Consider the following 15,140-nt stretch of genomic DNA (forward strand, 5'->3'; position numbering starts at 1 on the left):
GGCCGCACACGCGTGTAAGCGGGGATATTGCATGAGGGTAGGGCGATGAATAGCAACACACTGTGGTTGATCGGCCGGCGCCTGGGCGCGGCGGTCGTGACCTTGTTGATCGTGTCCATGGTGGTTTTCGCCATCACGGCGGTACTGCCGGGGGACGCGGCGCAACAGGCTCTCGGGCAATTCGCCACGCCGGAACAGGTGGCGGCCTTGCGCCTGAAACTGGGGTTGGATCAACCCGGTGTGGTGCGTTACCTGCATTGGTTGATGAACCTGCTCAGCGGTGACATGGGGCAGTCGGTGTCCAACGCCATGCCGGTCAGCGACTTGATGGCCGGGCGGGTGCCCAACACGTTGATGCTGGCGGCCGTCACGGCGCTGGTGTCGGTGCCGGTGGCGCTGATCCTCGGCATCGGTTCGGCCATGGGCCGCGGCGGGCGCATCGACAGCTTCCTCAGCTTTGTCACCCTGGCGCTGGTCGCGGTGCCGGAGTTTCTGGTCGCAACCCTGGCGGTGCTGATCTTTGCGGTGAACCTGGGCTGGCTGTCGGCGTTGTCCTATGCCAGCGACATCACCTCACCGCTGCAATTTCTGCGCACCTACGCCTTGCCGGTGATGACGCTGTGCTGCGTGATTGTCGCGCAAATGGCGCGCATGACCCGGGCGGCGGTGATCGATCAACTCGACAGTGCCTATGTGGAAATGGCCCGGCTCAAAGGCGTGAGCCCGATGCGAATCGTCCTGCGCCATGCCTTGCCCAACGCCATCGGGCCGATTGCCAATGCCATCGCCCTGAGCCTGTCCTACCTGCTGGGCGGGGTAGTGATCGTCGAGACCATCTTCAACTACCCCGGCATCGCCAGCCTGATGGTCGATGCGGTGACCAACCGCGACATGGCGCTGGTTCAGGCCTGCACCATGCTGTTTTGTACGGCGTACCTGGGGTTGGTGCTGATTGCCGACCTGTGCGCGATTCTTTCCAATCCGAGGCTGAGAAACCAATGAACGATCTCATTGCGAAATCGGCGCCTGCCGGCCCCGAGCTGGCGCTAGGCAAGGTCTCCCATGGGCCGTCGTGGCTCGGTCTGGTCGGCGCTGCGATGTGTGTGATCTGGTTGCTGGTGGCCATCTTCGGTCCGTGGCTGGCGCCGCACCCGGTGGGCGAAGTGATTTCCGACAACGTCTTCGACAGCCTCAGCGCGGCTTACCCGCTGGGCACCGATTACCTGGGCCGCGACATGCTCAGCCGCATCCTCGTCGGCGCGCGGTTCACCGTTGGCCTGGCGTTGATTTCGGCAGTGCTGGCCAGCACGCTGGGCACCGGATGTGCGTTGCTGTCGGTGGTCTCGCCAAAGTGGCTGGACGAGGTGATCAGTCGTTTGATGGATGCCTTTATCTCCATCCCGAGCAAGATGCTGGCGCTGATCATGGTCTCGGCTTTCGGCTCCTCGGTGCTGTTGCTGATCTGCACCGCGGTGCTGAGTTTCACCCCCGGTGCATTCCGCATCGCCCGCAGCATGGCGGTGAACATCGAAGCGCTGGAATACGTGCAAGTGGCCCGCACCCGTGGCGAACGCCGACTGTACATCGCTTGCGTGGAAATCCTGCCGAACATGCTCAACCCGGTGTTGACGGATCTGGGGCTGCGCTTCGGTTTCATTGTGCTGCTGCTCAGTGGCATGAGCTTCCTCGGCCTGGGTGTGCAACCACCGGATGCAGATCTTGGCTCGCTGGTACGGGAAAATATCGGCGGCCTCAATCAGGGTGCGCCAGCCATCGTGATTCCGGCGCTGGCCATCGGCACCCTGACCATCGGCGTGAATCTGTTCATCGACCGGCTGTCGTCACGGCGTAGTCGACGTGCGGGAGGTCATTGAAATGAGTGATTTGATTCGAGTCGAAGACCTGCGCGTGGTGGCTTGTGGTGAGCGCGGCGAGGTGGAAATCGTCAAGGGCGTGTGCTTCTCCCTGGCAAAAGGTGAAGTGCTGGCGCTGATCGGTGAGTCTGGCTCCGGCAAGACCACCATCGCCCTGGCGTTGCTCGGCTATGCCCGGCGCGGTTGCCGGTTGGCGGGCGGGGTGGTGCAGGTTGGTGAACACGACATGCTGGCGTTGAGCGAAAGCGAGCTGCAAGGTCTGCGCGGTAACCGCGTTTCGTATATCGCCCAGAGTGCCGCCGCCGCGTTCAACCCGGCGAAAAAGCTTATCGACCAAGTAGTGGAGGGCGCCTTGATTCATGGTTTGGGCAGTCGGGCCGCGCTGGAAGCCAAAGCCATCGAACTGTTCCGCGACCTGGCCCTGCCGGACCCTGATCACATCGGCCAGCGTTATCCGCATCAGGTATCCGGCGGGCAGTTGCAACGAGTAATGGCGGCCATGGCGCTGATCAGCGATCCATTGCTGGTGGTGCTCGACGAGCCAACCACTGCCCTCGACGTGACCACCCAGATCGACGTGCTGCGTGCCTTCAAACGCGTGGTCCGCGAGCGTGGGGCGACGGCGGTCTATGTGTCCCACGACTTGGCGGTCGTAGCGCAAATGGCCGATCAGATTGTGGTGCTCAACGGCGGGCAAATCTTCGAGCAGAACGCCACCGCGCCGTTGCTCAAAGCCCCGGCCCATGAATACACCCGCAGCCTGCTGCTGGCTGCCCGCCCGGACACGACAATTCGCCCGCCCTGCGGCATCGCCGAAGAAGCGCCGCTGCTGACCATTCAGGGGCTGACCGCCGGTTACGGCAACAAGAATATGCAAGGCATGCCGGCAATCCGCGTGCTGGAAGACATCGACCTGACCGTGCGCCGGGGCCAGGCCATCGGCGTGATCGGGGAGTCGGGTTCCGGCAAGTCGACCCTGGCGCGGGTGGTGGCCGGGTTGCTGATGCCCGCATTGGGCGGCCTGACGTTCGATGGCCAGCCATTGGGCGGCAGTTTGTCCGAGCGCACTGACGAACAGTTCCGGCGGATTCAGATGGTGTTCCAGAACGCCGACACAGCGCTCAACCCGATGCACAGTGTTGGCACCATTCTGAGTCGTCCGCTGAAGATGTACTTCGGCCTCAAGGGCGCCGCACTGCGCGAGCGTATCGGCGAACTGCTGGACCTGGTGCGCCTGCCGCGGGCCATGGCGGAACGACGCCCGAATGAACTCTCCGGCGGGCAAAAGCAGCGGGTCAACCTGGCCCGGGCCCTGGCGGCCAAACCGGACCTGATCCTTTGCGATGAAGTGACCTCTGCGCTGGACACCGTGGTCGGTGCGGCGATTCTTGAACTGCTGCGCGATCTTCGTCAGCAACTGGGCGTGTCGTATCTGTTCATCAGCCATGACATCTCCACGGTGCGGGCGCTGTGCGACGACATTGTGGTGATGTACAGCGGCCACAAGGTTCAGGCCGGCACTCGGCAGTCTTTCGCGCAGGCACCGTTTCACCCCTACACCGACCTGTTGATCCATTCGGTGCCGGAGCTGCGACAGGGCTGGCTGGAAAACTGCGGCACCACTTGCGGCACGCTGCCGCCGATCGGCGCCAAGGCCAATGTGCCAGAGCTGTGCACCTTCCTCAGTCGCTGCCCGGTGCGGGTCGACGGCCTGTGCAATCGCACCGCGCCGAACCGCCGGATCATCGACGGCGGCAGTGAAATCCTTTGCCATCACGACAGTGCCGAGTTGCGAAAGACTCAGCAGGATTTAACCACCATGACCTTGGGAGCCTACGCATGAGCGGGCGTTTTGTGAGGCTGGCCGAGCAGGGCCGGCCGACAGTCAAACTGACGGTGGACGGTTCGCCCATCGAGGCATTGCGGGGCGATACGCTGATGGTCGCATTGCTGATCCAGGGCAACGCGCTGCGCCAATCGGAATTCGATTCAGGCCGTCGCGCCGGTTTCTGCCTGATGGGCGCGTGCCAGGATTGCTGGGTCTGGACCCGCAGCGGCGAACGCCTGCGTGCCTGCTCCAATGAAGTCCGCGAAGGGCTGGACATCGTCACCACACAACCGGAGGCGATATGGCCACTGCACGGCTGAGCACTCATCGGGTCGTTATCGTCGGGGCCGGGCCGGCCGGCATTCGCTGTGCCGAGACGCTGTTGGCGGCCGGCCTCAAACCGATCCTGATCGACGAGAATCGCCGGGATGGCGGGCAGATCTACCGTCGCCAGCCTGAAGGGTTTACCCGGGACTACGTCACCTTGTATGGCACCGAAGCCGCCAAGGCCAAGGATTTGCACCAGAGCTTCGACCGCTTGCGCGGGCAGATCGACTACCGTCCGGACACCCTTGTGTGGAACCTGACGCCGGGGCAATTGTGCTGCGTCAGTCAGGGCAAGCACTCGACGGTGGATTACGACGAACTGATCCTCTGTACCGGCGCCACCGACCGTTTGATGCCGATTGAAGGCTGGCAGTTGGCGGGTACCTACAGCCTCGGCGGGGCGCAGATCGCACTGAAGTCCCAGGCGGTTTCCATCGGCCACCGCGTGGCGTTCATGGGTAGCGGGCCGTTGCTGTATCTGGTTGCCAGTCAATACGTCAAAGCCGGAGCCACGGTTGCGGCGGTGCTCGATACTTCGCCGCTAAGTAAACGGATCGGCGCCTTGCCCAAGTTGTTGGCGCGGCCGGGGTTGCTGTTCACCGGGATGAAACTGCTGGCGCAGCTTTATCGGGCGAAGATCCCGGTGCACTTGGGGATCAACCCCCTGCAAGTGCTGGGGAACGCCGCCAGCGGGGTCAGTGGTGTGCGGATCAGCACGGCGAAAGGCGAAACCCTGACGATCGATTGCGATGCCGTGGCCTTGGGTTATCACTTGCGCCCGGAAACCCAATTGGCCGACCTGGCAGGTTGCCGCATGCGTTTTGACGAGGCTTCCAGCCAATGGTGGCTGGCCGTCGATGAAGCGGGCCGGACCTCGGTCAGCGGTGTGTATGCCGCCGGGGACGGTTCGAAGATTCGCGGTGCCGATGCCGCCGAGCATGCCGGGCGATTGGTGGCGATGGCGTTGCTGGAAGATTTGCAGCAACCGGTGAACGTCGGGTTGCGCGACGAACAACGGCACGCCTTGGCGGTGATGGATCAGTTTCGCCTCGGCCTGGCCCAGGCGTTTCCCTGGCCTGCGGCGCAAGCCAAAGCGCTACCGGATTCAGCCATCGTCTGCCGCTGCGAGATGATCAGTGCCGGCGAGTTGCGCCGCACCGTGAGCGAGAAGGGCGCCTGTGAAGTCAATCGGGCCAAGGCCTTCAGTCGGGTCGGCATGGGCCGCTGTCAGGGCCGTTATTGCTCCCAGGCCGGGGCCGAAGTGATTGCCGCCGCTGCGGGCGTCAGTGTGCAACAGGTCGGTCGGCAGCGTGGCCAGGCGCCGGTCAAACCCCTTTCGATGCTCACCGAGGAGGTGTCGCCATGACGCTACACAAAGCCGATGTGGTGATTGTCGGCGGCGGCCTGATGGGCTCGGCGGCGGCGTTTTTCCTGCGCCAGCGCGGGCAGTCGGTGATTCTGCTGGAACGCGACCAGATCGGTCAGTACGCCAGCGGGGTGAACTTCGGCAATGTCCGGCGTCAGGGGCGATTTCTCGGTCAACTGGAGTTGGCCAATCGATCCTGGGCGTTGTGGAAACGCCTGCCGGAATTGATCGACGACGACCTCGAGTTCATCGCCAGCGGGCACATGCGCGTGTGTTATCGCGAAGACGAAATCCCTGAGCTGGAAGCCTACGCAGCGGCGCCCGAGGCGGCGCAGCTGGATTTGAAGATCTATCGCGGCGCTGAGCTGCACGAGCGCTTCCCGTTCCTCGGGCCGGATGTGAAGGGCGGTTCCTATGCGCCTCATGATGGCCACGCCAACCCGCGTCTGGCCGCGCCGGCCTTCGCCCGGGCGGCACGACGCCTCGGAGCGCGGATCGAGGAACAGACCGAAGTCGCCGACGTGCAGAAGGTCGGCGGCGAGTTCACGGTGACCACCACCGATGGCCGTCAATTCATCGCCGAGCGCTTGCTGATCACGGCCGGTGCCTGGGGCCAGAAACTCTCGGCGCAGTTCGGCGAACCGGTGCCGCTGGACACCCACGGCCCGCAAATGGCCGTGACCGAACCGGTGCCCTACGCCTTGCCAACGGTGATTGGCGTGTACACCAAAATTCCCGAGGAAGTGATCTACTTCCGGCAAATTCCGCGCGGCAACATCATCATCGGCGGCGGTTACCGGAGCAAACCGGACATGCTCAACCGCCGCGCCTATGTCGAGCCGCGCAGTATTCTCAATCAGATGGACCAGATGCGTCGCCTGCTGCCGGGTGTCGGCAACCTGAACATCATCCGTGTGTGGAGCGGCATCGAAGGCTATCTACCCGATTCCCTGCCGGTGATGGGACCGAGCGGCAACGTTGACGGCTTGTACTACGCGTTCGGCTTCTGCGGTCACGGCTTCCAGCTCGGCCCCGGCGTCGGCGACGTGATGGCTGAACTGATCAGCACCGGCAGCACTAGCACCTCGATTGAGCCGTTCTCCATCCGCCGGTTCGCCCCTTCAGCCGAGCAACGGACAACTGAGCAAAGGAGCAGGGCCTCATGAAACCCCGTGTACTGGAAATTCTCAAACGCCTGATGGCCTTCGACACCGTATCGTCGGAGTCGAACATGGGCCTGATCGAGTACGTGCGCGACCTGTTGCTGAGCAAGGGCATCGAGTCGCTGATCGTCAAGGACGAAACAGGCAAAAAGGCCAATCTGTTCGCCAGCACCGGCCCCAAGGAATTGCCGGGGATTTTGCTGTCCGGGCACACCGATGTAGTGCCGGCAGCGGGGCAGGCCTGGACCTTTCCAGCGTTTCAGGCGACGGTGCAGGACGGGCGGATTTACGGCCGTGGCAGTTGCGACATGAAGGGGTTTATTGCTTTGGCGATCGACGCCATGCTCGATGCCGCCGACCATTCCTTGAGCCGACCGCTTCAAATCGCCCTGTCCCATGACGAAGAGACTGGTTGCGTCGGTGTTCGACGTTTGCTCGACGTGCTACACCTGGCGCCGGTGCGGCCGTTTTTGTGCCTGATCGGTGAGCCGACCAATATGCAGTTCGTGCTGGGGCACAAGGGCAAGGGTTCTTATCGCACTTACTGCCGTGGGCTGGAGGCCCATTCCTCCCTGGCACCGCGTTCGGTCAACGCGATTCACGTGGCGTGCGATTTCATCGCGGCACTGCGCCAGAGCCAGCAGCAACTGCAAGCGCAGGGCGCGCAGGATGCCGACTACGACGTGCCTTATAGCACTGTGCATGTCGGGCAGATTGTCGGCGGCAAGGCGCTGAACATCGTGCCCAACCTGTGCACCCTGGATTTCGAAGTGCGCAACTTGCCGGCGGACAATCTTGATCAGTTCCTGGAACAGATGCGCGAGCGTGCCGAAGTGATCGTGCGCGAGGCGAAAAAGCTGTCCAGTGTCGCAGCGATCGAAATTGAAACGGTCAACGTCTATCCCGGCCTCGATACCCACCCAAGCGTCGAAGCGGTGCGCTTCCTGAAAAACTTTGCCGCCCCGGACACCGGCACCGCCAAAGTCTCGTTCGGCACCGAGGGCGGGTTGTTCAAACAGCGTCTGGATGTGCCCGTGGTGGTCTGCGGCCCGGGCTCGATCGAACAGGCGCACAAGCCGGACGAGTTTATCGAGATCAGCCAGATGGAGGCTGGGGAGCGGTTTCTTGAGGGCCTGCTCGGTTCCCTGAAGTTGTAAAAAATCAAATGTGGGAGCGAGCCTGCTCGCGATTGCAATTTATCAATCAACATCAATGTTGCCTGATCCACCGCTATCGCGAGCAGGCTCGCTCCCACATGGGTTTTGTGTTTGTCTGAAGGGCCATGCCCCTCGGTAGAGCCTGCCGTCCCACCGCAAATTTCAGCATCCAACACTGCCCATCAAACGCTTTCAGCATCCTCATCCGTGGCACCTCCCTAGACTGGAAAGGTCTCGGATCAGGACTCGACCATGCTCAAGAATCGTTTGAAAGACCCCAGCCTTTTGGCAGAACTCGCTTACCTCGACGGTCAGTGGATCGGCGCCGATAACGCCGCAACCCTGGACGTCATCGACCCGGCCACCGGCCAATTGCTCGCCCGAGTCCCGGCCATGCAAGGCGCGGAAACCCGGCGTGCCATCGAAGCTGCCGAACGCGCCTGGCCTGCATGGCGCGCACGCCCGGCGGCGGAACGTGCGGCGCTGCTGGAGCGCTGGTATCTGGCGATGATCGACAACCTCGATGACCTCGCCTTGATCATGACCTGCGAGCAGGGCAAACCGCTGAACGAGGCCAAGGGCGAAATCCGCTACGGCGCCGGCTTCGTCAAGTGGTTCGCCGAAGAGGCCCGCCGGGTCTACGGCGAAACCATGCCGGCCCCCAGTGGCGACCGCCGCCTGCTGACGCTCAAGCAACCGGTTGGCGTGTGCGCCGCCATCACCCCGTGGAATTTCCCCAACGCGATGATCACGCGCAAGTGCGCGCCGGCCTTGGCTGCCGGATGCCCTATCATCGTCAAACCTTCGGACCTGACCCCGCTGTCGGCCCTGGCCCTGGCGGTGCTGGCCGAGCGCGTCGGCATTCCGGCCGGGGTATTCAACGTGTTGACCGGGATGCCCGCCGGCATCGGCGAAGAGCTGACCGGCAACCCGACGGTGCGCAAAATCTCCTTCACCGGCTCCACCGCGGTCGGTCGTCTGCTGATGCGCCAGAGCGCCGAACACATCAAACGCTTGAGCCTGGAACTGGGCGGCAACGCGCCATTCATCGTGTTCGACGACGCCGATCTGGAGCAGGCAGTCGCCGGCATCATGCTCAGCAAATTCCGCAATGCCGGGCAGACCTGCGTCTGCGCCAACCGCATTCTGGTGCAGGACGGCATCTACGAGCGCTTCGCCCAGCGTTTGGTGGAGGAGGTGGGCAAGCTCAAAGTCGGCAATGGCCTTGACGCCGACGTCACCATCGGCCCGCTGATCAATCCGGCAGCGGTGAGCAAGGTCGCCCGGCACATCGACGATGCCCTGAGCCAGGGTGCGCGTTTGCTCTGCGGCGGTATTCCCGAAGGCGACAACCAGTTCGTTCAGCCAACCGTCCTCGGCGACACCCACGCCGGCATGCTCCTGGCCAACGAAGAAACCTTCGGCCCGGTGGCGCCGTTGATGCGTTTTACCGATGAAGCCGAAGCGCTCGCATTGGCCAATGCCACGCCTTATGGTCTGGGCGCCTACTATTTCACTCAGGACTTGCGCCGTTCCTGGCGTTTCGGCGAGGCGCTGGAGTTCGGCATGGTCGGTCTCAACACCGGGATCATTTCCATGGAAGTCGCGCCGTTCGGCGGCATCAAGCAGTCGGGCGTTGGCCGTGAAGGCAGCAAGTACGGCCTGGACGAATACCTTGAAGTCAAAGCCTTCCACATCGGCGGGCTGTGATAACGATTGCACAGCCATTTTGCGAGGCATGATTAATGAGTAAACCATTCAGAATCGCCGCGATTGCCGGCGATGGCATCGGCAAGGAAGTCCTGCCGGAAGGATTGCGGGTATTGGAGCAGGCCGCGAAGAAGTGGCAGCTGGATTTGAGCATCGAAGTGCTCGACTGGGCTCACTGTGATTACTACCTGGAACACGGGCAGATGATGCCCGATGACTGGTTCGAGCAGCTCAAGGGTTTCGACGCCATCTACTTCGGCGCCGTGGGCTGGCCGGACAAGGTGCCGGACCACATTTCCCTGTGGGGCTCGCTGCTGAAGTTTCGCCGCGACTTCGACCAGTACGTGAACATTCGCCCGGTGCGGCTGTTTCCCGGCGTACCGTGCCCGCTGGCCGGACGCAAACCGGGCGACATCGATTTCGTGGTGATCCGCGAGAACACCGAGGGCGAGTATTCCTCGGTCGGCGGCAAGATGTTTGAAGGCACCGAGCATGAATTCGTGCTGCAAGAGTCGGTGTTCACCCGGCGTGGCGTGGACCGGATTCTCAAGTTCGCCTTCGACCTGGCCCAGACCCGACCGCGCAAGCGCCTGACGGCGGCGACCAAGTCCAACGGGATTTCCATCAGCATGCCGTACTGGGACGAGCGCACGGCGTTGATGGCCGCGCAGTACCCGGACATCACCTGGGACAAGCAACACATCGACATCCTCTGCGCGCGTTTTGTGCTGCAACCGGACCGGTTCGATGTGGTGGTGGCGTCGAACCTGTTCGGCGACATCCTGTCCGACCTCGGTCCGGCTTGCGCCGGTACCATCGGCATTGCGCCGTCGGCCAACCTTGATCCCGAGCGGCGTTTTCCGTCGCTGTTCGAACCGGTGCATGGTTCGGCCCCGGACATCTACGGGCGCAACACCGCCAACCCGATCGCCATGATCTGGTCCGGTGCGTTGATGCTGGATTTTCTGGGGAACGGTGATGAGCGCTATCGCGCCGCGCACGACGGGATTCTGCAGGCGATCGAACGGGTGATTGCCGAGGGGCCGATCACGCCGGATCTGGGCGGGAAGGGCTCGACCCAGGAGGTCGGAAAGGCGATTGCAGAAGCGCTTTAAAGACCAAACCAAAGCGGGCAGCGCTAATGCCGGTAAGTTAAAACGCAGAACCTGTGGGAGCGTGGCTTGCCCGCGAAGAACGATGACGCGTAATACCTGAAAAACCGCGGTGCATTCTTCGCGGGCAAGCCACGCTCCCACAGGATTTGCGTCGCTTAGCTTACCGCCAAGGGAGATCAGTCTTCCTTGCGAACCGTGGCCACGTCATCCGCCCGGACTTTCACCTTCGCCCCGGAAATATCTTCGAATTCAAAGAAGCCGTCCTTGGTTTTGGTGTTCGGCATGTCCTTGGTCAAATACTGGGTGCCGTTCTGCAGGGTCACGACCGTTGGCGTCGAGCAGCCGGCCAGGGCCAAAAAGGCCGCTACTGCCAGGGGCAAACCCAGAGTCTTGATATTCATACACACCTCTCATCACTGAATAAAAACAGCGCGGCAGCCTCGCTTGAGGTCAATCGTCGCTGTGCCTCTAACGCGGTTGGTGCGATGGAATGGCAGAAAGTTCGATGGTCACCCGAAAATTGCCGAATAGCGTCGCCACTGATCCTTTTCCGTTTGCACCGGGTGGGGCATAGCTGGTATCTGTACGCATAACCAGTACTCGTTTGCCATGGCCCTTTTGCCCGTGATTGTAAATCCTCTCGATGATCCGTTCTATTACTTGAACAACTTCATGCAAGTGCTTGATTGGCTTGAGCATCGTTATGCCGATGTGTTGAGCGTCGAGGAGCAGGATTTCATCTGCGACTTCAATCGACTGCCCCGCGAGTCCCAGGCCTTGCTGGTCAGACTGGTGATGCGCAAGGGCGTGCATTTCAGGGCCGGTAAATTGAGTTACGTCGAGATCGGCGACATCGACAGCGCTGCGGCGCCGCTGCTGGCATCGGGCTGGATCGATGAGCAGTCGCCATTGCACATCGAGGACTTGTTCGAGGTGTTGCTCAAGGCCGAGATTCTGCAGTGCTTTGGCAGCGCCATCGATCAGCCCAAGGGCAAAAAGACCGATTGGCTGCCGACCCTGAGCGAGCAGTTTCCCGAAGCGCAAAGTTTTGCCCAATGGTGTCCGGCACTGAATGACCGGTTGTTCAGCCTGACCGTCATGGGCCTGTGCGACCGGCTGCGGCTGATGTTCTTTGGCAACCTCTACCAAGACTGGTCGGAGTTCGTGCTGGCCGACCTGGGCATCTTTACCTACGAAAAAGTCGAGTTCTGCACCGAGTCCCGAGGGTTGCGCAGTCGCGAGGACGTCGATGCCTGTCTGTTTCTGCACAGCTATCAGCAGCGTTTCGAGGCCGGTGAAGACGTGGCGGACATTGTCGAGCAGATCAACGGTCTGCCGCTCGACAATCCCTGGCTGCAAAGACGTCGCGGCAAACTGCTGTTCCAGATCGGTCAGCACTGCGAGCGCGTCGCGGATTTTTCCACCTCCCTGAGCCTTTACCGCGAATGCGCCTACCCCGGCGCGCGTCTACGGCTGATTCGCGTGCTGGAGCGCTGTGCTGAATACCAACTGGCGATGGACCTGGCCATCCACGCCGAGCAAGCCCCTGAAAGCGCTGCCGAGCATCAGCATCTATCGCGTGTGCTGCCCAGATTGCGGCGCAAACTGGGCGGGCCGCCGATCAAGCGGCCAGCTCCTCGGGCCATGCAGCGTCTGGACCTGCAACTGCCCAGGCACGATCCGGCGTTGTCGGTGGAGTCTTACGTTCAGGCCCACCTGGCGGACGAGTCGGCGCCGGTGCATTACGTCGAGAACAGCCTGATCAATTCACTGTTCGGGCTGCTGTGCTGGCCGGCAATCTTCGCGCCGTTGCCGGGGGCGTTTTTTCACCCGTTCCAGCGCGGGCCGGTGGACCTGCTCAACGAAGATTTTCATGCGCGGCGCGCGGATCTGTTCCAGGCCTGCCTGGCCGAACTCGATGACGGGCGTTATGTGCAAACGGTTCGCGAGCGTTACAGCGCCAAGTGGGGCGTGCAGTCACCGTTCGTCTTTTGGGGCGTGCTGAGCGAGGAACTGCTGGAGCAGGCACTCGACTGTCTGCCTGCCGAACACCTCAAGCACTGGTTCAATCGACTGTTGCTCGACATCAAGGCCAACCGCGCCGGCATGCCGGACCTGATTCAGTTTTGGCCACAAGACAAAACCTACCGCATGATCGAAGTCAAAGGCCCCGGCGATCGGTTGCAAGACAATCAATTACGCTGGCTGGAATTCTGTCACGAGCACCAGATGCCGATCGCCGTGTGCTACGTGCAATGGGCGGAGCAGGGCGCGTGAGCTACAGCATTGCGGTGCGGGCGCTGTGTGAATTCACCGCCAAGGTCGGCGACCTCGACCTGCGCTTCACCCCGTCACCGACTGCGCTGGAAGGCATCGTCGGGCATCGCACCGTGGCGTCACGGCGCAGCGAGGGTTACCAGAGCGAGGTCGCGCTTGAGGGCCAGTATCGAACCTTGACGGTGAAGGGCCGGGCGGACGGCTACGATCCGGCGCAAAACTGCCTCGAAGAAGTCAAAACCTACCGTGGCGACCTGAGCAAGCAACCGGCCAACCACCGGCAGCTGCATTGGGCGCAGGCGAAGATCTACGGTGGGTTGATGTGCCAGAAACTGCAGTTGGAGCAGATTAATCTGGCGCTGGTGTACTTCGACATCGTCAGCGAAAAGGAAACCTGCCTGGTCGAGACCTTCAGCGCCGCCGAACTACAGCTGTTTTTCGAACACCGTTGCGGGTTGTTCCTGCACTGGGCCGAGCAGGAAATGGCCCATCGCGAAGGGCGCAATCTGGCGGCGCAACAGCTGGCATTTCCTCATACCGATTTTCGTCCCGGGCAACGGCATCTGGCCGAATCGGTGTTCAAGGCTGTCAGCACCGGTCGCTGCCTGATGGCCCAGGCACCGACCGGTATCGGCAAGACGGTCGGCACGCTGTTCCCGATGCTCAAGGCCCTGGCACCGCAACAACTGGACAAGGTGTTTTTCCTTACGGCGAAAACCCCGGGGCGCAAATTGGCGCTGGACGCCGCGCAGGTCATCCTCGACAGCGCCGACGCTCCGCCCTTGCGAGTCCTCGAGATGATCGCCCGGGACAAGGCTTGCGAGCACCCGGACAAGGCCTGCCATGGCGAGTCCTGCCCGTTGGCCCAGGGTTTTTATGATCGTTTGCCCGCCGCGCGTCAGGCCGCCAGCCAACTGAGCCTGCTGAACCAGAGTGCGTTGCGCGAGGTTGCCCTGCAGCATGAGATCTGCCCCTACTACCTCAGCCAGGAAATGGCCCGCTGGGCGGACGTGGTGGTCGCTGACTACAACTACTATTTCGACTTCAGTGCGTTGCTGTTCGGGCTGGCCCAGGCCAATAACTGGAAAGTCGCGGTGCTGGTGGACGAAGCCCACAATCTGGTGGAGCGTGGCCGGCAGATGTACAGCGCCAGCCTCGACCAGGCGACGTTGAACAGCGTGCGAAAAACTGCGCCTGAGCCACTGAAGAGATCCTTGCAACGGGTCAATCGTGAATGGAATGCCCTGCATGATCAGCAACTGAGCCCCTATCAAGCCTACGACAAAGCCCCGGAAAAACTGCTTCAGGCGCTGTCCTTATGCTGCGCGAGCATCGGCGACTACCTCAACGATCACCCTCAGGGTCTGGACAGCGGGTTGCAGAATTTTTACTTCGACATGCTGCAATTCGGCCGCGTGGCTGAACTGTTCGATGAGCATTTCCTGTTCGACATCAGCAAACGCGACCTCGACCGCAAGCGCAACCTGTCGCAGCTGTGCCTGCGCAATGTGGTGCCCGCCGCTTTCATTCGCCCGCGCCTGACTGCTGCGCGTAGCGCCGTGTTGTTTTCCGCCACCCTGAGCCCTCGGCATTACTACGCCGATTTGCTGGGAACACCGGCGAATACAGTCTGGATCGATGTGGAGTCGCCGTTCAGCGCCGAACAGCTGCAAGTGCATATCGTCAGCCAGATTTCGACCCGCTATGTCCATCGTCAGGCATCCCTTGAGCCCATCGTCGAGCTGATCGCCAAACAGTTCACCCAACGCCCCGGTAACTATTTGGCGTTTTTCAGCAGTTTCGATTACTTGCAGCAAGTGGCCCAGTTGCTGGCCGAACGGCATCCGCACATCACGCTGTGGTCGCAGTCCCGGGGAATGGGGGAAGGGCCGCGTCAGGCGTTTCTCGATCAATTCACCGTCCATAGTCAGGGCGTAGGGTTTGCGGTGCTGGGTGGAGCATTCGGCGAAGGCATCGATTTACCCGGCGCGCGGTTGATTGGTGCTTTCATTGCCACCCTGGGGCTGGCGCAACTGAATCCGGTCAACGAACAGATGAAACAGCGCATGGCGGCGATTTTCGGTGCCGGTTATGACTACACCTACCTGTTTCCTGGCGTGCAGAAAGTCGTGCAAGCAGCGGGGCGGGTGATCCGCACCCAGCAGGATCAAGGGGTGGTGATGCTGATCGATGACCGGTTTGGCGAGAGCAAGGTCAAGCAATTGTTGCCGCGCTGGTGGTCAGTTGAATCGACGCATTTTCCTTCTGGCTTGTAGGAATTATTACGTTATAAAACAGCGACATATCTTGAAAGACACGCTCA

The 15,140-nt window shown here is 61.8% G+C and carries 12 protein-coding genes; 11 read left to right on the top strand and 1 reads right to left on the bottom strand.

Annotation, left to right across the window (positions count from 1 at the left end; all coding sequences use genetic code 11):
* Window positions 1-45 precede the first annotated feature (45 nt).
* The 9 genes from BK662_RS25375 to BK662_RS25415 all read left to right on the top strand — a co-directional run bounded on the left by BK662_RS25375 (window position 46) and on the right by BK662_RS25415 (window position 10,540).
* Window positions 46-1,002 carry an ABC transporter permease gene (locus BK662_RS25375; protein ID WP_123359465.1) on the top strand — a complete coding sequence of 319 codons (957 nt, stop codon included), beginning with the start codon at window positions 46-48 and terminating at the stop codon, window positions 1,000-1,002.
* Window positions 999-1,874, top strand: a complete 876-nt coding sequence (locus BK662_RS25380) for an ABC transporter permease (RefSeq protein ID WP_123359464.1) — start codon at window positions 999-1,001, stop codon at window positions 1,872-1,874. The genes BK662_RS25375 and BK662_RS25380 overlap by 4 nt, the downstream gene beginning before the upstream one ends.
* A gap of 1 nt (window position 1,875) precedes the next feature.
* Entirely contained in the window at window positions 1,876-3,717 is a 1,842-nt protein-coding gene (locus BK662_RS25385; protein WP_123359463.1) for an ABC transporter ATP-binding protein, read from the top strand.
* Window positions 3,714-4,022, top strand: a complete 309-nt coding sequence (locus BK662_RS25390) for a (2Fe-2S)-binding protein (RefSeq protein WP_123359462.1) — start codon at window positions 3,714-3,716, stop codon at window positions 4,020-4,022. Before BK662_RS25385 ends, BK662_RS25390 begins: the two co-directional genes overlap by 4 nt.
* Window positions 4,004-5,395: an FAD/NAD(P)-dependent oxidoreductase gene (locus BK662_RS25395; RefSeq protein ID WP_123359461.1), complete on the top strand. Its 1,392-nt coding sequence runs from the start codon at window positions 4,004-4,006 to the stop codon at window positions 5,393-5,395. Before BK662_RS25390 ends, BK662_RS25395 begins: the two co-directional genes overlap by 19 nt.
* Window positions 5,392-6,561 (top strand): NAD(P)/FAD-dependent oxidoreductase, encoded by a 1,170-nt coding sequence (locus BK662_RS25400; RefSeq protein WP_123359460.1) that lies wholly within the window; start codon window positions 5,392-5,394, stop codon window positions 6,559-6,561. The genes BK662_RS25395 and BK662_RS25400 overlap by 4 nt, the downstream gene beginning before the upstream one ends.
* Window positions 6,558-7,715, top strand: a complete 1,158-nt coding sequence (gene argE / locus BK662_RS25405) for an acetylornithine deacetylase (RefSeq protein ID WP_123359459.1) — start codon at window positions 6,558-6,560, stop codon at window positions 7,713-7,715. Before BK662_RS25400 ends, argE begins: the two co-directional genes overlap by 4 nt.
* 252 nt (window positions 7,716-7,967) lie before the next feature.
* Entirely contained in the window at window positions 7,968-9,425 is a 1,458-nt protein-coding gene (locus BK662_RS25410) for an NAD-dependent succinate-semialdehyde dehydrogenase (protein ID WP_123359458.1), read from the top strand.
* A gap of 35 nt (window positions 9,426-9,460) precedes the next feature.
* A complete protein-coding gene (locus BK662_RS25415) occupies window positions 9,461-10,540 on the top strand; it encodes a tartrate dehydrogenase (protein WP_123359457.1) in 1,080 nt (359 codons plus the stop codon).
* A gap of 176 nt (window positions 10,541-10,716) precedes the next feature.
* Here the strand turns inward: BK662_RS25415 and BK662_RS25420 are convergent, their stop codons facing one another.
* Complete coding sequence (locus tag BK662_RS25420; protein ID WP_008012287.1) at window positions 10,717-10,941, bottom strand: YgdI/YgdR family lipoprotein; 225 nt, start codon at window positions 10,939-10,941, stop codon at window positions 10,717-10,719.
* 208 nt (window positions 10,942-11,149) lie between these two features.
* Between BK662_RS25420 and BK662_RS25425 the strand changes: the two genes are divergently transcribed.
* Window positions 11,150-12,817, top strand: coding sequence for a VRR-NUC domain-containing protein (locus BK662_RS25425; protein WP_123359456.1), 1,668 nt, complete (start codon window positions 11,150-11,152; stop codon window positions 12,815-12,817).
* Window positions 12,814-15,093, top strand: coding sequence for an ATP-dependent DNA helicase (locus BK662_RS25430; RefSeq protein WP_123359455.1), 2,280 nt, complete (start codon window positions 12,814-12,816; stop codon window positions 15,091-15,093). Before BK662_RS25425 ends, BK662_RS25430 begins: the two co-directional genes overlap by 4 nt.
* Window positions 15,094-15,140 lie beyond the last annotated feature (47 nt).

Source organism: Pseudomonas frederiksbergensis, assembly GCF_003732275.1.
GTDB lineage: Bacteria > Pseudomonadota > Gammaproteobacteria > Pseudomonadales > Pseudomonadaceae > Aquipseudomonas > Aquipseudomonas frederiksbergensis_H.

Coding starts and splice junctions, on each gene's coding strand:
- BK662_RS25375 (WP_123359465.1), top strand. CDS start 46: ATGAATAGCAACACACTGTGGTTGATCGGCCGGCGCCTGGGCGCGGCG.
- BK662_RS25380 (WP_123359464.1), top strand. CDS start 999: ATGAACGATCTCATTGCGAAATCGGCGCCTGCCGGCCCCGAGCTGGCG.
- BK662_RS25385 (WP_123359463.1), top strand. CDS start 1,876: ATGAGTGATTTGATTCGAGTCGAAGACCTGCGCGTGGTGGCTTGTGGT.
- BK662_RS25390 (WP_123359462.1), top strand. CDS start 3,714: ATGAGCGGGCGTTTTGTGAGGCTGGCCGAGCAGGGCCGGCCGACAGTC.
- BK662_RS25395 (WP_123359461.1), top strand. CDS start 4,004: ATGGCCACTGCACGGCTGAGCACTCATCGGGTCGTTATCGTCGGGGCC.
- BK662_RS25400 (WP_123359460.1), top strand. CDS start 5,392: ATGACGCTACACAAAGCCGATGTGGTGATTGTCGGCGGCGGCCTGATG.
- argE (WP_123359459.1), top strand. CDS start 6,558: ATGAAACCCCGTGTACTGGAAATTCTCAAACGCCTGATGGCCTTCGAC.
- BK662_RS25410 (WP_123359458.1), top strand. CDS start 7,968: ATGCTCAAGAATCGTTTGAAAGACCCCAGCCTTTTGGCAGAACTCGCT.
- BK662_RS25415 (WP_123359457.1), top strand. CDS start 9,461: ATGAGTAAACCATTCAGAATCGCCGCGATTGCCGGCGATGGCATCGGC.
- BK662_RS25420 (WP_008012287.1), bottom strand. CDS start 10,941: ATGAATATCAAGACTCTGGGTTTGCCCCTGGCAGTAGCGGCCTTTTTG.
- BK662_RS25425 (WP_123359456.1), top strand. CDS start 11,150: ATGGCCCTTTTGCCCGTGATTGTAAATCCTCTCGATGATCCGTTCTAT.